This window comes from Acinetobacter sp. ESBL14, from assembly GCF_036668815.1.
Taxonomy (GTDB): Bacteria; Pseudomonadota; Gammaproteobacteria; order Pseudomonadales; family Moraxellaceae; genus Acinetobacter; species Acinetobacter gyllenbergii.
Genome location: NZ_JAZEVS010000005.1, coordinates 42,523 through 62,675 on the forward strand (window position 1 = coordinate 42,523; position 20,153 = coordinate 62,675).

General features: G+C 44.0%; 19 protein-coding genes. 12 read left to right on the top strand and 7 right to left on the bottom strand.

Features of this window, described 5'->3' with window-relative positions; translation table 11 throughout:
• Positions 1–24: 24 nt before the first annotated feature.
• Positions 25–789, bottom strand: coding sequence for a sulfite exporter TauE/SafE family protein (locus V6E90_RS15340; RefSeq protein ID WP_332605840.1), 765 nt, complete (start codon positions 787–789; stop codon positions 25–27).
• A 397-nt stretch (positions 790–1,186) separates the two neighbouring features.
• Between V6E90_RS15340 and V6E90_RS15345 the strand changes: the two genes are divergently transcribed.
• The gene (locus V6E90_RS15345; RefSeq protein ID WP_016540792.1) at positions 1,187–1,975 is read left to right on the top strand and encodes a TorF family putative porin; all 789 of its coding nucleotides are present in this window, start codon (positions 1,187–1,189) and stop codon (positions 1,973–1,975) included.
• 40 nt (positions 1,976–2,015) lie between these two features.
• On the opposite strand, the gene V6E90_RS15350 is transcribed toward V6E90_RS15345, so the two are convergent.
• The gene (locus V6E90_RS15350; protein ID WP_065344222.1) at positions 2,016–3,503 is read right to left on the bottom strand and encodes a YifB family Mg chelatase-like AAA ATPase; all 1,488 of its coding nucleotides are present in this window, start codon (positions 3,501–3,503) and stop codon (positions 2,016–2,018) included.
• A 69-nt stretch (positions 3,504–3,572) separates the two neighbouring features.
• Complete coding sequence (locus V6E90_RS15355) at positions 3,573–3,800, bottom strand: accessory factor UbiK family protein (protein ID WP_004656380.1); 228 nt, start codon at positions 3,798–3,800, stop codon at positions 3,573–3,575.
• 275 nt (positions 3,801–4,075) lie between these two features.
• Between V6E90_RS15355 and glnK the strand changes: the two genes are divergently transcribed.
• The 7 genes from glnK (at position 4,076) to V6E90_RS15390 (ending at position 10,932) form a co-directional block, all read left to right on the top strand.
• On the top strand, positions 4,076–4,414 hold the full coding sequence (gene glnK, locus V6E90_RS15360) for a P-II family nitrogen regulator (RefSeq protein WP_004656379.1): 339 nt from the start codon (positions 4,076–4,078) through the stop codon (positions 4,412–4,414).
• Between the two features lie 67 nt (positions 4,415–4,481).
• On the top strand, positions 4,482–5,891 hold the full coding sequence (locus V6E90_RS15365; protein WP_332605841.1) for an ammonium transporter: 1,410 nt from the start codon (positions 4,482–4,484) through the stop codon (positions 5,889–5,891).
• A 125-nt stretch (positions 5,892–6,016) separates the two neighbouring features.
• Positions 6,017–6,481 carry a transcriptional regulator NrdR gene (gene nrdR, locus V6E90_RS15370; protein ID WP_004656377.1) on the top strand — a complete coding sequence of 155 codons (465 nt, stop codon included), beginning with the start codon at positions 6,017–6,019 and terminating at the stop codon, positions 6,479–6,481.
• A 12-nt stretch (positions 6,482–6,493) separates the two neighbouring features.
• Complete coding sequence (ribD, locus tag V6E90_RS15375) at positions 6,494–7,594, top strand: bifunctional diaminohydroxyphosphoribosylaminopyrimidine deaminase/5-amino-6-(5-phosphoribosylamino)uracil reductase RibD (RefSeq protein ID WP_332605842.1); 1,101 nt, start codon at positions 6,494–6,496, stop codon at positions 7,592–7,594.
• Positions 7,591–8,883: a DNA adenine methylase gene (locus tag V6E90_RS15380; RefSeq protein ID WP_016540796.1), complete on the top strand. Its 1,293-nt coding sequence runs from the start codon at positions 7,591–7,593 to the stop codon at positions 8,881–8,883. The genes ribD and V6E90_RS15380 overlap by 4 nt, the downstream gene beginning before the upstream one ends.
• 398 nt (positions 8,884–9,281) lie before the next feature.
• Positions 9,282–10,121, top strand: coding sequence for an MIP/aquaporin family protein (locus V6E90_RS15385; RefSeq protein ID WP_016540797.1), 840 nt, complete (start codon positions 9,282–9,284; stop codon positions 10,119–10,121).
• Positions 10,122–10,272: 151 nt separating this feature from the next.
• Positions 10,273–10,932, top strand: a complete 660-nt coding sequence (locus V6E90_RS15390; protein ID WP_332605843.1) for a riboflavin synthase — start codon at positions 10,273–10,275, stop codon at positions 10,930–10,932.
• 43 nt (positions 10,933–10,975) lie between these two features.
• Here the strand turns inward: V6E90_RS15390 and blhA are convergent, their stop codons facing one another.
• Genes blhA through V6E90_RS15405 form a run of 3 tightly spaced genes read right to left on the bottom strand, consistent with a single transcriptional unit; the run spans position 10,976 to position 13,497 of the window.
• Entirely contained in the window at positions 10,976–11,602 is a 627-nt protein-coding gene (gene blhA / locus V6E90_RS15395; RefSeq protein ID WP_332605844.1) for a cell division protein BlhA, read from the bottom strand.
• Positions 11,603–11,637: 35 nt separating this feature from the next.
• A complete protein-coding gene (locus V6E90_RS15400; protein WP_332605845.1) occupies positions 11,638–12,045 on the bottom strand; it encodes a DNA polymerase III subunit chi in 408 nt (135 codons plus the stop codon).
• A gap of 3 nt (positions 12,046–12,048) precedes the next feature.
• On the bottom strand, positions 12,049–13,497 hold the full coding sequence (locus tag V6E90_RS15405) for a leucyl aminopeptidase (RefSeq protein WP_332605846.1): 1,449 nt from the start codon (positions 13,495–13,497) through the stop codon (positions 12,049–12,051).
• A 154-nt stretch (positions 13,498–13,651) separates the two neighbouring features.
• Between V6E90_RS15405 and lptF the strand changes: the two genes are divergently transcribed.
• The 4 genes from lptF (at position 13,652) to V6E90_RS15425 (ending at position 18,666) form a co-directional block, all read left to right on the top strand.
• Complete coding sequence (gene lptF / locus V6E90_RS15410) at positions 13,652–14,752, top strand: LPS export ABC transporter permease LptF (RefSeq protein WP_016540801.1); 1,101 nt, start codon at positions 13,652–13,654, stop codon at positions 14,750–14,752.
• A complete protein-coding gene (gene lptG / locus V6E90_RS15415) occupies positions 14,752–15,822 on the top strand; it encodes an LPS export ABC transporter permease LptG (protein WP_016540802.1) in 1,071 nt (356 codons plus the stop codon). The genes lptF and lptG overlap by 1 nt, the downstream gene beginning before the upstream one ends.
• A 114-nt stretch (positions 15,823–15,936) precedes the next feature.
• On the top strand, positions 15,937–17,481 hold the full coding sequence (gene gpmI, locus V6E90_RS15420; RefSeq protein ID WP_016660505.1) for a 2,3-bisphosphoglycerate-independent phosphoglycerate mutase: 1,545 nt from the start codon (positions 15,937–15,939) through the stop codon (positions 17,479–17,481).
• A 9-nt stretch (positions 17,482–17,490) separates the two neighbouring features.
• A complete protein-coding gene (locus tag V6E90_RS15425) occupies positions 17,491–18,666 on the top strand; it encodes a S41 family peptidase (RefSeq protein ID WP_332605847.1) in 1,176 nt (391 codons plus the stop codon).
• 40 nt (positions 18,667–18,706) lie between these two features.
• On the opposite strand, the gene V6E90_RS15430 is transcribed toward V6E90_RS15425, so the two are convergent.
• Positions 18,707–20,143, bottom strand: a complete 1,437-nt coding sequence (locus V6E90_RS15430; RefSeq protein ID WP_016540805.1) for a sigma-54-dependent transcriptional regulator — start codon at positions 20,141–20,143, stop codon at positions 18,707–18,709.
• Between the last annotated feature and the right edge of the window lie 10 nt (positions 20,144–20,153).

A 20,153-nucleotide genomic window follows, 5' to 3' on the forward strand; every position in this document is an offset into this window, starting at 1 on the left:
TGGGTTCTGTACTTTATGACCGATTTAAATGAGAGAGAATCCCATTCTTAAAATGAGAAAAACGAGCAGGATCAGAAAAAACCATCGGATAAATTGGCTACCATAACGCAATGCCAGAAAAACACCCGCGAAGGAACCCAGCACATTGCACAAGGCAACGATTAAACCGATTTGCCAGAGTACATGACCTGTGGGAATAAAAAATAAAAGTGCTGAACTAAAGGTGCCAATATTCACGATTTTGGCCGACGCAGAGGCATTGAGAAAATCAAAACCGAAAACCTTTACAAACAGAAAAAGCAGGAAGCTGCCGCTACCTGGCCCAAAAACACCATCATAGAATCCAATCAACCCGCCAAAAAAGATGCCCAGAGAGATTTCTTTATGCCCGCATTTCACATAGCTACTGCGCGCTCCTAAGTCTTTCTTTAAAAAAGTATAAATGGCCATCAGAATGAGTAAACAGAAAACCACATAGCTCATGAGCTGCTTTGGAACATGGGCCGTTGTCATTGCACCCGCAAATGCACATATAAATGCCGCAAGCATGGTGGGAATCAGCAGCTTCCAGACAAAATTAATTTTATGTACATATCTAAAAAATGAGGCGGTGGTTCCAGCCCAAACTGCTAATTTATTGGTGCCAAAAACGGTTGCGATATTGTGTTGAGGCAAGGCATGTAACAGCGCCGGAATTTGGACTAAACCGCCACCACCTACTGCGGCATCGATCAGACCCCCACAGAAGGCAAAGAGTCCTAAAATAAATAGGGCGGTTTGATCAATCATAAAAATCAGCCAATCTGAGGAAAAAATGATGTTGTTGTATGTACTTTATTCAGTGTTTTAAATCAGAATCTAACTGAATGATTAAAACATCGCTTGCTTAGTTTTGTTGTTTTTTTATGCAGATTGATAATAAAGGTTTGAATGCATGAAAGTTCTTTGCTCGGCTAAAACAGTGCTTTTTGTGCGCTATGTCGAGCATCAATAGCCCATTTTGGTTGCAAGATTTACAGTTCAAATGTCGTTATAAACTCAAAGTTTCACTTTGTGTTTTCTTATTTATTGATTTTATTGCTATTTATTTATTATTCGAGCTTGGCACAGCATTTGCTAAATAGCTGGTGATGCAATTTAAAGCTTAGAAATCAATTGAGTATCTAAAATATAGGGGGAGACCAATATGATGAAATTTGCATGTAAGGCTGCGGTACTGGGAATGCTGACCACAGCATCAACATTAAGTTTGGCTGAGGAGAGCAAACTCCCTTTTCCAGGCACTGTGACGGGGAATGTCAATGTGGTATCAAGCTACAATTTACGTGGGATGACCAACTCACCAGAAAGTGATACACCCGCAGTTCAAGGTGGACTGGATTATAGTCATGACAGTGGATTTTATTTGGGTTATTGGTTTTCAACTTTAACCGCCGCCTATGCTGATTTTAATACTTCGCCCACTGATGTGAAGGAAGAGAAAAAATCCTTCGAAAACGATTTTTATGCGGGCTATAAAGGCAAAATTACCGAAGATCTTGGCTATCAAATTGGGGGAACGATTTATTACTATTATCCAGGTTGGGAATCGACAGGTTATGAAACTATCTTGGGTTTGAGCTATAAAGATTTTAGTATTACCGCACAGACTTTATTAAATAACGTCACCTTCGGAAATAAGGGCGATACCTATTTCTTGGCGACCTATGCGCCAAAACTGGCAGGGGGCTTTACTGCTAAAGCGCAAGTTGCAGCCTATTATTATGGCGACGACGATGAATATCTGGCTTACCAAGCCAAAGCTGGCGATGTGACCAAAACCGATTTTGCCTTCCGTCATGCAACGCTAGGTTTATCGCACCCATTGGGCAATACTGGCGCAACGTGGAGTCTGGATTATATTTTTGGCGGCTATACTCGTGATGAAACCAAACAAAAGAATAAAGTGGTGTTAGCTTTAGGTTATGCTTTCTAACTGGGCTTGAGCCATAAAAAAGCGACCTCAAGGTCGCTTTTTAGCTTTGCTGACTGCGATAGGACAAGGCTTCAGTGATATGACTGCTACTGATGAGTTCACTTTCAGCTAAATCTGCAATGGTTCGAGCCACTCTTAATACCCGATGATAGGCACGAGCAGAAAGGTTGAGCCGCTGTTGTGCCATTTCAATAATTTTGGTCGAGCTGTCATCTAATAAGGCATGCTGTTCCAATAATTTGGGAGAGAGCGCCTGATTTAAACAATCTTGTCTTTGGATCTGTTTTTCATATGCATGGATGACACGTTGTCGAACCGTGTCGGAGTTTTCGGTTGGGCTTCGATCCTGTAATTCTTGTGCCTGTAAGGGTGGTACATCAATGTGCAAATCAATACGGTCTAATAAAGGTCCGGAAATTCGGTTTTGATAACGTTGAATGCTGTCTGGCGAACATTGGCAACGGCTATCCTGATTAAAGGCATAACCACATGGGCAGGGATTCATCGCTGCAATAAATTGAAAATTTGCAGGAAAAGTCATCTGTCGTGCCGCACGTGAAATCACGATTTCTTTGGATTCCAGTGGTTGGCGCAGTACCTCAAGCACCTTGCGATCAAATTCGGGTAATTCATCCAAAAATAGCACCCCTAAATGCGCTAAGGTGATTTCGCCAGGTTTGGGTTGAGAACCACCACCCACCAAAGCGATTGCGGAGGCAGTATGGTGCGGGGCGCGGAAAGGTCGCTGTCCAAAAGTATGCGGTGCGTTGGCAACTGAGTAGATACTGGCGACTTCAAGATTCTCACGTGCATTGAGCGGAGGCAAAATAGAGGGCAGTCGTGAAGCTAACAGGGTCTTTCCAGTCCCCGGTGGCCCTTTAAATAATAAAGAGTGTCCGCCTGCGGCAGCAATTTCCAAAGCACGCCGCGGGCGGAGCTGTCCTTTTACATCGGCAAGATCAAATTGATAAGAGGAGGCGGCTGCAGTTGTTCTTTGTGGTGCAGCTTGAATCTGGGAATTGCCCGAAAAATGTGCACAAACTGCTTGTAGATGATCGGCAGCATAGACTTCAAATTCTGGCAGTTGATTGGCTTCATCCAAATTTGCAGTTGGCAGTAATAAGTGATGTTGTGCCTGTTGGCAGGCCATCGCAATGGTTAAGGCTCCTGAAATGGGACGCAAGTGTCCATCCAGTGCCAGTTCACCAATAAATTCAAAACCTTCGGTGCTATTTTCGGCTAATTGACCTGATGCAATCAGAATACCGAGTGCAATCGGTAAGTCGAGTCTGGAACCATCTTTAGGTAAATCCGCAGGCGCTAAATTAATGGTTAAGCGCTTGGTTGGAAACTGAAAACCGCTATTAATGATGGCTGAACGGACACGATCTTTACTTTCGCGGACTGCCGCTTCGGGTAAACCGACAATTGTGAGTGAAGGCAAACCTGAACTGATGTGGACTTCAACTTCGATTTGCGGGGCATGTAGCCCCAATAAGCCTCGTGTATAAATCTTGGCAAAAGACATCTTATTATTGTTCCATTGTGGTGCTTTATTTTTAATCATTTTTCGGTGCTGATTGCACCGAATTGGTGCTTATTTTTTGTTCTGAACGATTTCTTCTAAAATTTTCATTTGCTGTTGCAGTTCAGAGAGGCGCTGATTGGCTGTGTTGAGTGCAGTTCTTTGACGGTCGAGTTCTTGTTTAGAGACAAGGTCTAGTTTTTCGATACTTTCATTCAATAAGGCACGTAAGTTTTTTTCTAAATCTTTTTTAGGTTGATCAACTTGCTGCAAAATTGCCTGTAAAAGAGTCTCAATCATAAAGTGCTCAATAGGTTATGTATATTTGCTGCCCAGTGTATCACTGCTGCAGGCAATCCTCTAGCACAGTTCGGGACAGAAGGATGAGTGACTCTCTGATTTCATTCAATATCGCGAAATGAAACATATTTTCGATGCACTATCTACATCTTGCAGGCTAAATAGGTTATAAAGAAAGCTTGTGCTCAATATTTAAAAACCCCCAACCTTTAAATATTGGCATGAAAATTGAACATAAAACCTTACTGGTGAAAATAAGCCGAAGGAAAACAAACATGAAGCTTGTAACTGCAATTGTAAAACCATTCAAATTGGATGATGTGCGTGAAGCACTCTCTGAAATTGGTGTTCAAGGGATTACCGTAACCGAAGTCAAAGGTTTCGGACGTCAAAAAGGGCATACAGAACTGTATCGTGGTGCAGAGTATGTGGTTGATTTCTTACCGAAAGTGAAGATTGAGATTGCAATTAGTGATGAAATGGTTGATGCCGTCATTGAATCGATTACTCGTGTCGCAAGCACAGGCAAAATTGGTGATGGAAAAATCTTTGTCACGAATTTAGAGCAAGTGATCCGTATTCGTACGGGTGAAACTGGGCCAGATGCTGTCTAAATTGGCACAAACTTTGCTGAGTTAGAAATAAGAGATATAGCTCACAAAATAAGGTTGGGGGACACGAATGAAAAAAATGCTTATGGCGCTCAGTCTATCTGGCGCACTCTTAGGTGGTTCAGCGGTGGTTTGGGCAGAAGATGCTGCATCAACCCCGGCAACTGAACAAACTGTAGCTGTAGTTGCAGATACAGGTGCTGCGACAACGGAAGTTGTTGCCGTTGAAGCACCTGCTGCTGAAGAGGCTGCTCCAGCCGCTACTGCGACAGTCGATACCGGCGATACAGCTTGGGTTCTTGTTTCAACAGCACTGGTTCTGTTGATGACTATTCCTGGTTTAGCACTGTTCTATGGGGGTATGGTTCGTAAGAAAAACGTCCTCAGCACCATGATGTTCAGCCTTTCTGCGGCCATCTTGGTTAGTTTAATTTGGGTGATTGTCGGTTACTCATTGGCTTTCTCTGGTACAGGCGCTTATGTCGGCGACTTGAGCAAAGCGCTGCTGAATGGGGTTGCATTTGATGCCTTGAGCGGCACAATTCCTGAAAGTTTATTTGTTGTTTTCCAAATGACCTTTGCCATCATTACTGTTGCGATCATTAGTGGTTCGATTGCTGATCGTATGAAATATTCAGCGTTCATGGCATTTATCGCAGTTTGGGTGATCTTGGTGTATGCACCAATTACTCACTGGGTTTGGGCGGCTGATGGTTGGTTATTCAAAAAGGGCGCATTAGACTTTGCTGGTGGTACCGTTGTGCATATCAACGCAGGTGTTGCAGGTTTGGTTGCCGCTTATATGTTAGGCAAACGTACTGGTCTTGGTCGTGAATCGATGGCACCGCATAACCTGACTTTAACTGTGATCGGTGCGAGCTTGATTTGGGTGGGTTGGTTCGGCTTTAACGGTGGTAGTGCTTTAGGTGCGGGTGCACGTGCAAGTATGGCCATCTTAGTGACTCAAGTTGCTGCTGCCGCTGCTGCATTCTCTTGGTTGATTGTAGAACGTCTAATTCGTGGTAAGGCATCGGTACTTGGTGGTGCTTCAGGTGCAGTCGCTGGTTTGGTTGTAATCACACCAGCAGCTGGTTTCGTTGGTGTCGGCGGTGCCTTAATCATGGGCCTGATCGGTGGTGTGGTCTGTTTCTGGGGGATTACTGCACTGAAACGCCTGCTTAAAGCGGATGATGCCTTGGATGCATTTGGTTTACACGCAGTCGGTGGTATTGTTGGTGCGATTCTAACAGGGATCTTCTATAGCGATGAAATCATCAAAGCAGCGAATGTTACGTTAGATCCGACTTTTGCTGGACAATTGTGGGTACAAATTGAAGGTGTACTAGCAACAATCGTGTATAGCGCAATTGTGACCTTCATTATCCTGAAAGTGATTGATTTGGTGATTGGTATCCGTGTTAGCGCTGATGATGAGCGTATGGGTCTTGACTTAAGTCAACATGGCGAACGTATCGAATAATTGGCACAACATGCGATTTAGAAAACAGCCCCATCGGGCTGTTTTTTTATGGCTTTAGACGACTGGTTCTGCAATTGCAGAAACTTTGCTACACTTAAGCAAAGAGAGTAAATAATCACGCCACTATGCATTGTCCATTTTGTAACGCCGCTGATAGTAAAGTCATAGACTCGCGTTTGGCTGCCGAAGGCTGTCAGATTCGTCGTCGTCGTGAGTGTGTCATTTGTGGAGAGCGTTTTACCACCTTTGAAAGTTATGATGTGGTGATGCCACGAGTGATTAAATCTGACGGTAAAAATGAGCCGTTTGATGAGGCAAAATTGCGCCGTTCTCTGATGCATGCCTTGCAAAAACGCCCAGTTACGCAAGAACAAATTGAAACTGTACTCAGTGATATTCAATCGCAGATTCGCCGATTGGGCGAACGTGATGTCAAGTCCAGAACCATTGGTGAAATCGTGATGCAGGCTTTATTTGCCTTGGATCATGTTGCCTATGTTCGGTTTGCCTCGGTCTATCAAGATTTCCAAGACGTAGAAGCATTTCGTCACCAGATTGAACAAATGCAACAACGTGAAAACGAAGCTTAAATTAGAGAAACCATGTCTGAACTTACCCAAGATCACTTATCTGAACAACAGTACTGGATGCAACAGGCGATAGCCTTGGCTCGACGAGGGCAGTATTCGACCAAGCCGAATCCGAATGTCGGTTGTGTCCTCGTCAAAGATGGACAATTGATTGGCGAGGGCTACCACCCTAAAGCAGGCCAACCGCATGCCGAAGTCTTTGCTTTACGTCAAGCGGGAGACAATGCTCAGGGTGCAACTGCGTATGTAACCTTGGAACCATGTGCGCATTATGGTCGAACACCCCCTTGTGCCGAGGCGTTGGTCAAAGCTCAAGTGAAGAAAGTGGTGGTGGCTTGTTCAGATCCAAATCCTTTGGTGGCAGGTAAAGGCGTCCAGATTTTACAAGCTGCAGGTATAGAGGTTGAAACGAGTGTTTGTGCTGAAACAGCAAAAACGCTCAACATGGGCTTTTTAAAAGCCATGTCAACGGGTCTGCCTTATGTGCGTTTAAAAATTGCCTCTAGCTTGGATGGTCGTACCGCGATGGCATCAGGTGAGTCAAAATGGATTACCGGCACAGCAGCACGCCAAGATGTGCAGCACTGGCGTGCCATCTCAGGCGCAGTCATTACGGGAATTCAAACGGTTTTAGCCGATGATTGTGAATTGAACGTACGTGCATTAGATGGAATTGAACTGAGCACGGTGGTTCAACCTAAGCGTATTGTGCTGGACCGCCAAGGACGACTGCCGTTGAGCGCCAAGATTTTACAAAATCCCGAAACTGTCATGGTGATGACACCATTTCGTCAAGAACTTGCAGATATAGGCGTGATACAATTGCCACCGCAAGCTTTAAATCAATTATTGCAGACCCTAACTCAACAGTACCAAATTTATGATGTATTGGTTGAGGCTGGTGCAACCTTATCGACCGCCTTTTTACAACAAGGTCTGGTTGATGAAATGATTAGTTATGTTGCACCTACTTTACTCGGCCAATCTGCCCGTGCGATGTTCAATGCTGAATTTAGCCAAATGGCAGAGCAACTGCGTTTCGAGTTGGTCGATGTAACCCAACTTGGGCAAGACATTCGCCTAAGATTGCTCCCTATCCAAGAGATGATATGAATCCAGAACCATCGGTTTATCACAAACGTCGTCATGCCGCACGTACGACTGATGAATATCTTTTTCATCAGTTAGTGCCTTATCTGGGCAATAAGCGTCGACTGCTTCATCTGATTTTAGAAGCACTTGAGATTACAGGCACACTGAACAGCAAAAAAAAGAATCCACCGATTTTCGCGGATTTCTTTGCTGGGAGTGGTGTCGTCTCGCGTTTGGCACGTCAGAATGGTTATCGTGTGATTGCCAATGACTGGGAACCGTATAGCCATGCACTCAACCACGCCATTTTGGCTTGTGTCGATGCACCTGCTTTTAAAGAATTGGGTGGCTATCAAAAGGCCATTGATTACCTGAACCGTTTGCCTGAAGTGAAAGGCTGGGTTACGCACAACCTATGTCCGCGTAATGATGATGTTTATGATCCTGCCCGTGACCGTTTATTCTTCAAACGCCGCAACGGCATGCGTATTGATGCAATCCGTCAGCAGATAGCAACATGGCAAGCACAAGGCGCCATCAATGATGTGGAAATGAGTGCGTTATTGGCGCCACTGCTGTATTCCGCAAGCTTTGTCAGCAATACCAGTGGCGTATTTAAAAGCTTTCATCAAGGATGGGGTGGGCGTACCCAAACGGCTTTAGAGCGGATTGAGTCGTTATTGTGGCTGACACCGAGTCGCTTCTGTGAGATTGGTGATCCTAAACGTCCTGCTGCTGAAATGTGGTGTGTGGATGCACAGCATCTCGCCAATCAAATGAGCGGTTTTGAGGTCGATGTGGCCTACCTAGACCCGCCGTATAACCAACATGCGTATAGCAGTAATTATCATGTACTCAATGCACTGACCCTATGGGATCAGGTGGATTTACCTTCACCTGATACCAAAGGCTTTAAGAGCGGGATTGATCGGGCATGGCGCAAAGAACGTCCGAGTCCATATAACTCGTCAAAATATGCTAAAGAAGCCTATGAAAAGTTATTGGGAACTATTAATGCGCGCTATATTTTGACCAGTTATTCAACCGATGGAAATATTGAGCCGAAAGACTTGCTGACTGCCAATTTAAAGCGGGGCAAAGTAACTTTATTGACTCAAGATGTTCCGCGTTATCGGGTGAGTAAACAGCGTCAATCAGATCGTGCGCGTGTACTTGAATTTATTGTGATTACTGATACCCATGCCAAATCAGGCCCACCATTGCGGCAGCTGCTTGGGCAACTGTATCACTTTGCCGAATTGGGTGGGGTCGATACCACAGGGAATAGTACTCAACTGGCACTCTGGTAAGCTAAATCAAACGCTACTTTGCAGAACAAGGTGGCGTTTTTGTATCCAGTTTTCGCCTTGTATCGGATAAATAGATGGTGGGAATCGGTTTTTAGGATAACTATTTGTTTTTATAATAAAAATACAGCAAATTTTGACACTTTTAGCTATGCTGTAGCATCTCATTTGCTTGATAAATTTTTGTGTGATAATTTTTAAATCATTATTTTTAACAATATCTTATATTGTTTTTGTTAAGGTTTTTTACTGTCTTAATCCTCTTATTTTAAGCTGATATTATTTTTATCAATCGTTCAAAAAATTACCAAAAAATATTGACCGGTTTTAAAAATAACTATAGTTTGCCGAGCTTAATTTAGGGTCTTGCCTATTTGCAGCGATGACCAAGAGAGGTTGTTATGAGTCGCTCGGAACCCACCTTATTGGGGCAATGCGTAGCTGAATTTTTTGCTACCGCAATTTTTTTATCATTTGGTATTGGTGTGGTGGCTGCACTTAAACTTGCAGGGGCGAGTTTAGGCTTGTGGGAAATCAGCATTGTCTGGGGTTTGGCTGTTGCATTGGCGGTCTATTTATCAGCAGGTATTTCAGGGGCACATCTTAATCCTGCGGTGACTATCGCATTGGCACTTTTTGCTGGCTTTGATAAGCGTAAAGTCCCGTTCTATATCATTGCTCAAGTGGCTGGCGCAGCAACAGGTGCATTGCTGGTATACGGGTTATATAGCAATTTATTTGTGGATTATGAACAGACTCATCACATGGTACGTGGCAGTGTCGAAAGTCTGGAACTAGCAGGGATTTTCTCGACCTATCCACATCATTTACTCTCGATTGGGCAGGCTTTTATGGTGGAAATGTTTATCACCATGTTGTTGCTCTGGTTGATTATGGCGATTGGGGATGATAGCAATGGCTTGCCACGCGGTGCTTTGGCACCGATCTTGGTGGGTTTGTTGGTGGCCGTGATTGGTGCTTCTTTTGGTCCATTGACGGGCTTTGCCATGAATCCTGCACGTGATTTTGGCCCTAAAATTGTGGCTTATTTCTCTGGCTGGGGGCCTGTTGCATTTACAGGCGGTCGTGATATTCCATATTTTATTGTCCCGATTATTGCACCGATCGTGGGCGCTTGCTTAGGTGTACTCGGCTATAAACTATTCTTTAGCCATTTCTTGTTGAATCAAAAAGTCGAAGTCAAAGCGACTGCTGAAAAACAAGTGTCTGAAATGCAATAAAGACCAGATCAATATTAAGAAGGGCGATCAGTAGATGGCCCTTTTTATTTGGCTATGTTTGCACTGTAGATGCCTTGTTATCTCTAGTTCTTTGCTTTAAGGTATCTTCTTTACCGTGCGATATACGGCATAAAGATAGGTTGAAACTCCCATGTTTACAGGCATTATTGAAAGTTTAGGTAAGGTTGAGAGCCTACAAAGTGTAGGTGGTGACGTTCGTTTGCGTATTCAAACTGATTTGGATATGTCTGATGTACATTTGGGTGATTCGATTGCCACCAACGGGATCTGTCTGACCGTGATTGAATGGGGTGAGAATTGGTACGCAGCTGATGTTTCGCGGGAGAGTTTAAACCGAACGACGTTGGGTCAGTGGAAAGTCGGCCAAGCGGTCAATGTCGAAAAAGCGATGTTGCCAACTACACGTTTTGGTGGACATATTGTCAGTGGTCATGTCGATGGTTTAGGTGAAATCACTGTAGTACGCCATGATGCCCGTTCACTCTATTTTGAAGTGACTGCACCTGCTGAGTTAGCCAAATATTTGGCAGAAAAAGGCTCAGTCACAGTCGATGGGATTAGTCTGACCATTAACCATTTGCGTGGCAATATTTTAAGCTTGAATTTAATTCCACATACTGCGGAACGTACCAATATCGGCACGTGGCAAGTCGGCAGTAAAGTCAATTTGGAAGTGGATGTACTGGCGCGTTATATCGAGCGTTTATTGTTAGGTGACAAGGCGGCAGAGCAAAAATCCGAATCAAATATCAGTATGGCTTTTTTAGCTGAAAACGGTTTTTTAAAATAAAACAGCAAGCATAAAAAAGCCCAGTTGAAACTGGGCTTTTTTATTATTTTTCATCTGAAAATTCACTGTTTTTCAAGATGTAATCAATCTCATCTTGCGCGAGGGCATGCAGTTTGGCTCTAAACACCGTTACTGCTTGCTCAATTAAGCCTTCAGCTTCAAGTTCTAGTCGGACACGCACACTTTCCAGCTCAGACAGAATCTGTTGATCATCAATCACCATACTTTGGCCTCGTGAATAATCCACACTTGGCTGTTCTGGATTGGTTTGATAACGCTCAGTCTGTTGGGCAATTTCCTGATCAATATGACCGCGGAGTGCCAGTAGATTCTCGGTTTGTTGCTGGAACTGACGGGCTTCATCGGCTTGTAGTTGTGCGGCATAGGCGGCTTCGGCAGCACGTTTCTCTTCCAATGCTTTTTCTAAAGCCAGTTGTTTACGAATACGTGCTTGTTCAATCAATTCCGCTTTTAAGTCGGCATAGGCTTGATCAATGCGCTGCTGAGAAAGCTGCTGAGCATTTTCTTCGTGCTGGGTCCACGTTTGAATTGCGGTTTGTGGTAACAGCAGATCGCAGATACGTGCTAAATCATCCTGATAGGTCTGACGGACAGCCTCAGGTGCATTTAACCAACGTTTTTTAAAGTCCTGACCTACATTTAACGCCACAACACACTCCTCAAATGATGTTCTTGATTGCCGATTTATAATTTAAAGGTTCGAGGTTCAATGCCTAAACGACGATACATTTTAAATTTTTCCCGCCCGATTTGTTTCGCGGCTTCATTATTTTCAATAATCTCGATAATGTGGCGAAAATCTTGAGTTTGTTCAAGTGCATGATTGTTAAAATTAAACACGATCCAATCATGGGATGGGGGAAGTTCTGCCGAAATACACACCGGACTTGTCGCTTGGTCGATCCCATGTGGGATAAAACTGGCGGGATCAAATTTCCAAAGCAGCTCGTCCAGTTCAGTTTGTAAATCTGAATCTGCACAATACCACCAGATATGAGGATGCTGATTCAGAATTTTTCGACATAAACGGCAAGCACTTTCGACTTGCCGTTCGGTACTATTTTCAAAGAGATAAAAGCTGATTTGCGCCATGTTTTAGTTTTTCGTTGCAACACGATTGGCTAAAAATTGCATCAATAATGGTACTGGACGACCTGTTGCACCTTTGGCTGTACCCGATAACCATGCTGTTCCTGCAACATCAAGGTGGGCCCAACGATAATCGCGGGTAAAGCGCTCTAGGAAACAGGCAGCTGTAATCGCCCCACCATACGGACCGCCAATATTGGCAATATCGGCAAAAGGTGAGTCGAGTAATTCTTGATACTCTTCCATTACAGGCATACGCCATACGCGATCAAGCGACTGTTCGCCTGCTTGTTGCAATTCTTGCGCCAGCTCATCGTCGGGTGTGAATAAACCGCTGACCACTTTGCCTAAGGCAACCACACAAGCCCCAGTTAAGGTTGCAATGTCAATTACCAGTGCAGGGTTAAAGCGTTTAATGTAGGTCAAGGTGTCACACAGCACTAAACGACCTTCGGCATCGGTATTCAAAATCTCAATGGTTTGACCGCTCATGCTGGTGACAATATCACCCGGGCGAGTGGCATGTCCTGAAGGCATATTTTCAGCAGCTGCAATTGCACCCACCACATGAATTGGAAGTCGAGCTTCACACAATGCTTGCATGGTACCGAGCACTGAGGCAGCACCACACATATCAAATTTCATTTCATCCATGCCTAAGCCCGGTTTTAATGAAATACCGCCGGTATCAAAGGTCACGCCTTTACCGACAAGGACCACAGGAGCCTGCTCAATTTGGGCATTGTATTCCAGTGTGACAATGCGACCTGGACGCTCTGAGCCTTTGCTGACGGCAAGGAAAGCATACATGCCCAAGTCGGCCATTTGCTGTTCATCAAGCACGGTCACTTTTAACAAATCTGGATATTGTGCCGCGAGTGCAAGTGCTTGATCAGCCAAATATTCAGGGAAACAAATATTGCCAGGACGGTTACCCAAATCACGGGCATAGTTTTGACCTGATTGTACGGCTTGAAGCAGGTTTAACTGTGCATCATCCAAGTTTGTTTGATTGGCAATTAAGTGAATCGTGTCCAGCGAAAATTCATTCTTTTTCGATTTAAATTCGTCATAGCCATAAGCCGCTTGGGTCAGGCTGAGTACAAATAAGGCATGTAAATCGGTCGGGAGTGCTGAAAGATCGATACTAATTTGTTTAAATTTATTTTGTGATGATTTGATAATGCTTTGTGCGAGTTTTGCTAATTTTGTCGCTTTCAACTCGGCACTTTTTCCAAGTCCGAGTAGTTGTGCATTGGCTTGAACGGCAATATTTGCAATCAGGGCTAAGTTTTCATTAAACCCAGCTTTGAATTGGGTCGCATTGAGTGTTTCTTCTAGATGATTGATTTGATAAGTATTTAAGTTCTGTTGTAATTGTTCTGAATCAACCAAAATCCACAAAGATTCGCTAGACGCCTGAGCGGGGAATGCGTTTTGAAGTGTAAATTTCATTGTTTGTATAGAACCTAGTGAGCGAAAAAGAAAGATAAGTCCATTAAACACTTTCGGATATGAGGTTGCAATCAGCAACAAGCGATAGGTTTTATATTTTTAACATTCGGGTAAACTAGCGTTACCTTCAATTGGTCTTTTTGGAAGTATTACTTTGATTATTCGGCGTTATCTCGTCAAACAAGTGGTTTCGACATCTCTCGTGGTCATTGGTTTATTGACCTTGATTATGATGGGTGGTCGTCTAATCAAGTATTTTGGCGTTGCAGCTCAAGGTCGTTTAGATGCCGGGATTTTGTTTAGCATTATCGGTTATCGTTTGCCTGAGTTTCTAACCCTGATTCTTCCATTGGGTTTTTTTATTGCCTTGATGCTGGTGTTTGGCCGTCTCTATGTTGACCATGAAATGGCGGTGTTAAATGGCAGTGGTGTAAGTCGTAACCAATTGGCACGTCTGTTGTTACCGATGACGGTGATCTATTTGGTGGTTCAAACTGGTTTAATGGTGTGGATGGGGCCGTGGGGTTTACGTGAATTTGAAAAACTGACCAGCACGCAGGCAGTTCGTACTGGCTTTGATTTGGTTCGTCCGAAGGAGTTTATTTCTTCGGGGCCGTATACCATTTATGCGGGTTCACTGTCCGAAGACCGAAAGAATTTAAAAGATATTTTCTTCTATCAAAAAGCGACTGAGGATGATAAACCTGATGTCATGATTCTGGCCAAAGAAGCCACCCGCGTTGAAGTTGCCAATGATACGGCCAATGTGGTGGACTTGGTACTCGGACGCCGTTACGAGATTTATCCGAATCAGCCGCGCTATACCCAAGCGGAATTTCAATCTTATCGATTGCGCTTGGAAAATGATAAAGATGTGAAATTTGAAAGTGATGATGTGGCGGCCTTGTCGATGTCCAAACTATGGCAGAAACGCGATGATTCCGTGGTTCGTAGTGAGTTGGGATGGCGGATCTTTGGTCCCTTTATTATTATTGTCGGTTTGATGCTTGCAGTCGCGCTGTCAGAGGTGAGTCCCCGTCAGGGGCGTTATTACCGCCTGATTCCTGCGATTTTTATCTTTGCCAGCTTAATTGTATTAATGATTGCCATTAAAACCCGAATCAGTAAAGACGAATTGGATCTTTGGGCTTATCCCGCCGTGTTGTTGGTCTATGCCATTGCTGCTGCAATTTTTGCACGTAAACAAAAATTGGCACCAAAAATTAAGAAAAGTATTCAGCGAGTGGGGTTGTGATGTTAGCACGTCGAATAGTCGCCAAACATGTGACAAAAACCACGGTTCTGGCCATGCTCGGAACAACGCTGGTGTTATCTTTCCTGCAAGTTCTATTCACCTATTTGGGTGAGTTGGGTTCACTCAAGCCAAACTATAATGCGTGGCAAGCGTTTCTTTTTGTGATGTGGGGTGCACCGCGTTATTTATATGAAATTTTACCTGTCGCTGCTTTGATTGGTTCAGTACTCGGATTGGGCGCATTGGCTTCAAATAGTGAGCTGATTGTCATGCGTTCAGTTGGCATCAGTCTGTGGCGGATTGTCGGTTGGGTGATGCGTTCAGCATTATTGCTGATTGTATTGTCCTTTGTATTGAGTGAATGGGTGATTCCATATACCAATGAGCAAGCGCAAAGTATCAAAAAGCAACGCAGTGTCGCATCTTTAGGTGAAGTCAAAGGTTATTGGTCGCGTGAAGGGCAGCGCTTTATCTATATTGATTACGCCAATTCACAAGGTCAGTTACGTAACATCCAAACCATTGATTTTGATCAAGACTATCGCTTGCAGTCCTTTGTGACGGCTGAGAAAGGGCAATTCGTCAAAGATGGTGAGTGGCAACTCTCACAATCGCATCAAGTTGATTTATTGGCGCAAGGCAATGCCATTAAGACCGATCATGCACAGCAATCGTTGGGCCTCGCCTTACAGCCAAAATATGTGCATATGGTGACGCTGGATCCTGAGGATCTATCACCGAGTCAATTGATTAGCTTTATGCGTTATATGGAAGAATATAGTCAGGTACCAAAGACTTATGAGTTAGCCTTCTGGCAAAAAGTCACAGCACCATTTTCTTTAATTACCTTGGTGTTGATTGCCTGTTCCTTTATTTTTGGTCCGCTCCGCCAACAGTCGATGGGCTTCCGTTTGGTCATCGCATTGTTTACAGGCTTAGGTTTCTTCTATCTGCAAGATTTCTTGGGCTATGCAAGCTTAGTGTATGCACCTTCACCTGCATGGTTTGTACTATTACCTGTGGTGCTGATCTTTATGATTGGTAGCTATTTGCTCTATCGAGCACGCTAATCTTGATGGAGCGGCTCTATGCTCAGGATTGATGAAAGCCATCAGCTAGGTCATAGAGAATTCGATTAAATTTCGGTAAAATAGACCGATCAAATGACAAACAGAGAGTCCATTATGACGGATGCAAACGTTGGCAAAATTCCTCACGTTCTGGTAATTATGGATGGAGTGGGGCATCGTGAAGCAGTTGAAGACAATGCTTTTTTAGCGGCAAAAACGCCAAACCTCACTGCGATGAAGGCCAAGCATCCAAATAGTTTAATCTCTGGTTCAGGCGAAGATGTGGGCCTACCTGATGGTCAAATGGGCAACTCTGAAGTGGGTCATATGAATCTTGGTGCGGGTCGCGTGCTGTATCAGGATTTTACCCGTATTACCAAAGATATCCGTACGGGTGCTTTTTTTGAGCATGAAGTGCTAGTCGATGCGGTGGAAAAAGCCAAAGCAGTAAACGGCGCTGTGCATGTGATGGGCTTATTGTCAGAAGGTGGCGTGCACTCGCATGAAGACCATATTGTGGCAATGTGTGAGCTAGCGCTAAAACGTGGTGCAACCGTGTATTTACATGCCTTCCTCGATGGTCGTGATACTCCGCCCCGTAGTGCTCAACCTTCTTTAGAAAAACTGGATGCTTTATTCGCACAATATCCAAATCAAGGTCGTATTGTGTCGATGATTGGGCGTTACTTTGCCATGGATCGTGACAATCGTTGGGATCGCGTTGAGCAAGCCTATCGTCTGATGACCGAAGGGGAAGCGCTACGTGTTGCGAACTCAGCCGTTGAAGGTTTAGAACTTGCCTATGCTGCAGGAGAAAATGATGAGTTTGTCAAAGCAACGCGTATTGGTGAAATTGCCAAAGTACAAGATGGCGACAGTATTGTCTTCATGAACTTCCGTGCCGACCGTGCGCGTGAAATTACCCGTGCCTTTGTTGAAAAAGATTTTACCGGATTCACGCGCAAAGTCGTTCCAAACTTATCTAAGTTTGTCATGTTGACCCGTTATCAAGCCAGTATTGATGCGCCTGTTGCCTATATGCCAGAAGGATTGAAAAACTCGATTGGTGAATATCTGTCAAGTTTGGGTAAGACCCAATTGCGTATTGCTGAAACTGAGAAGTATGCGCACGTGACTTTCTTCTTTAGTGGTGGTCGTGAAGATGAATATGAAGGCGAAAAACGTATTCTGATCCCATCGCCGAATGTTGCTACCTATGATTTAAAACCAGAAATGAGTGCCTATGAAGTCACGGATGAGTTGGTGAATGCCATCAATTCAGGTGAGTTTGACTTATTGGTGGTGAACTATGCCAATGGTGACATGGTCGGCCATACCGGTGTGTTTGATGCTGCGGTAAAAGCCGTTGAAACGGTCGATATTTGTCTGGGTCGTGTCTATGATGCGGTCATGGCAAACAAAGGTCATATGTTAATTACAGCGGATCATGGTAATGTAGAGCAAATGCAAGACTATGACAGCGGTCAGGTACATACCCAACATACCACTGAATTGGTGCCATTTATTTATGTTGGCCCAACACAAGCCACAATTGCTGACGGTGGGGTATTGGCAGATGTTGCACCAACACTCCTGCATTTAATGAACCTTCCGGTACCTGCTGACATGCAAGGCAAGAATCTAATTACTTTAAAATAAGGTGAAGCAATGACCCAACACAACAACATTTACCGAGCGATCTGTGCAAGTTTGTTGATGTGTTGGGGAGTGAATCTCTCTGCTGCGCCTGTGACGCATAATTCAGGATGGACTGAGGATGCTCCAAGCCAGAGTGCAGAAGTCCCAATCGAATCGATTCAGCAATTTGTACAGATCTATGGCATTGTCAAAGATAACTATGTCGATAAAAAATCGGATGATGCGCTGTTTCAACAATCGATTAAAGGCTTGGTCAGTGGCTTAGACCGTTATTCCCGTTATTTATCGGCAGAAGAATATCGCCAGCTGATTCAATATACAGAAGGAGATCTTGCTTCTGTCGATTTCAATTTAAATTATGATGCGCATGCCAAGTCTTGGCAGATTCAAGATTTAAAGACAGGTTCGGACTCAAGTAAGTTGGGTTTACGCAATGGACAGGTGATTCTCAAAGTTGATAATCAGGAACTGAAAAGTCTGAACCAAGATCAAGTGCAAGGTTTACTCTACGGTTCAATTGGCAGTACCGTACAGATCCAGCCAGAAAATAATAGCAGTACCGTGATTTTGGTTCGCAATAAAAAAGTCGAAACCGATATTGAACCTGTTCTGTTACATAATCAGGTGCTGGTGCTGAAAATACGTGTTTTTCAACAAGATACCGCCAATGAAATTAAACGTTTAATTGAAGAATATAGTTCTACTAAGCTAAAAGCTGTGGTGTTTGATCTGCGCAATAACCCAGGTGGCTTACTCTCGGCTTCGGTTGAAGCAGCTGATTTATTTTTAAATCAAGGCATTATTGTCACCACCAAAAGTCGTTCAGAAGGCGATCAACAATTTCAGGCACTGCCGTCGAATGAATTTCAAAATATGAAATTAGGGATTTTGATCAATCGACGTTCTGCTTCTGCAGCTGAGGTTTTTACCGCAGCAATGAAAGAGCACAAACGTGCTTGGGTGGTGGGCGAAACCAGTTATGGTAAAGGTGTGGTACAGAAGTTGTTCCCTTTACCGAGTGGTGCCGCACTACAAATGACAGTTTCGCATTACTACACCCCCAATGGCAATATGATTGAAGGTCAGGGGATTCAACCCAATCAAATTTCACCTTTAACGGCAGAGATGAAAGAAGACACTTACTTGGAGCATGTCACCGATCTGGTGTTAAAAAGTCGTTATTAAAAAATAAAGCCCCTCGATTGAGAGGCTTTATTTTTAAGCATTATTCATCGTCTTCGGTATCTAAACCAAATTTCTTCAAACGATAGCGCAAAGAGCGGAAGGTCATGCCTAATTTCTTCGCGGCTAAAGTTCGATTCCAATGGGTGAGATTCAGCGCATTTAGAAGAATCTCTTTTTCGATATTCTCTAAATAACGCTCTAAACCTTCAGGTGGAAGTTTCTTTGAACTCATGCTTGGACTTGCCGAGTGTTGTACGGGTTCGACTTCTTCTGATGCAGTATTTGAAAAAGAAGGCGTTGGATTTGCCAGAGAACTACGCAACGGAGCGGTCTGCAAATGTGCTAAATCGATATTGTTATCATCACTTAGGGTAATTGCCCGCTCAATAATATTGCGTAATTCCCGCACATTACCTGGGAAATATTGCTGCAATAAGAATTGCTCTGCACGTGAAGATAGGGATTTCGCTGGTAGATCCCACTCTTGGCTAATCTTTTGAATAAAGTGATTGGCCAATAACAAAATATCCTGACCACGCTCACGTAAAGGTGGTAGTACGATATCCATCACATGAATGCGGAAGAACAAATCTTGACGGAATCGTCCCTGCTGGACCAATAGTTCCAAGTCTTGGTGACTGGCACTAATCACACGGAAATCTACATCAATTTCTTGATCTGAACCCACTGGACGAATTTTCTTTTCCTGTACTGCCCGTAGCAATTTGACCTGCATATTTAAAGGCAGTTCGGCAATTTCATCCAAAAACAAACTGCCACCGTGTGCAGACAGAATTAAGCCTTGCTTGTCCTGAGTTGCGCCGGTAAAGCTGCCTTTTTTGTGTCCGAACAACTCACTTTCCATCAATTCAGTTGGAATCGCACCACAGTTGATGGCAATAAATGGGCCTTCACTACGGTTACTCAAGCGATGTACCAGATTCGCAACGACTTCTTTACCTGTTCCTGATTCACCCGTAATAAAGACGGGAGCTTGGGAGCGGGCAATTTTCTTTAACGCGATGCGGAGCTGTTGGATCGGTGCAGAACGTCCAATTAACAGCTTATTCTCTAAGGCTGTTTCGGCAGCCTCTTGTTCAGGCTGTGGACGGTTCAATGCTTTCTGAATCAATTGATCCAGATGCATCTGGTTGACAGGCTTACTGACAAAGTCAAATGCGCCTGCCTTTAAGGCTGCTATGGCAATATCCATATTGCCATAGGCGGTCAGTACCGCAATCGGTGTATTGGGATAGTTCTGTGTTACATGTTTAACCAGATCCAAACCATTACCATCTGGAAGATTTAAATCCGTTAAGCAAGCATCGTACTGGAACTCAGTAAAGAACTTTTTTGCCTGTTCGACCCGATAGGCGAGATGTGTCTTGATGCCCATACGCGCCAGCGTCATCTGCATTAAAAGACATAAATCTTCTTCGTCGTCTACCAATAAGACGAGTGGTTGTTTTGTTGCCATTTCCCCGAGA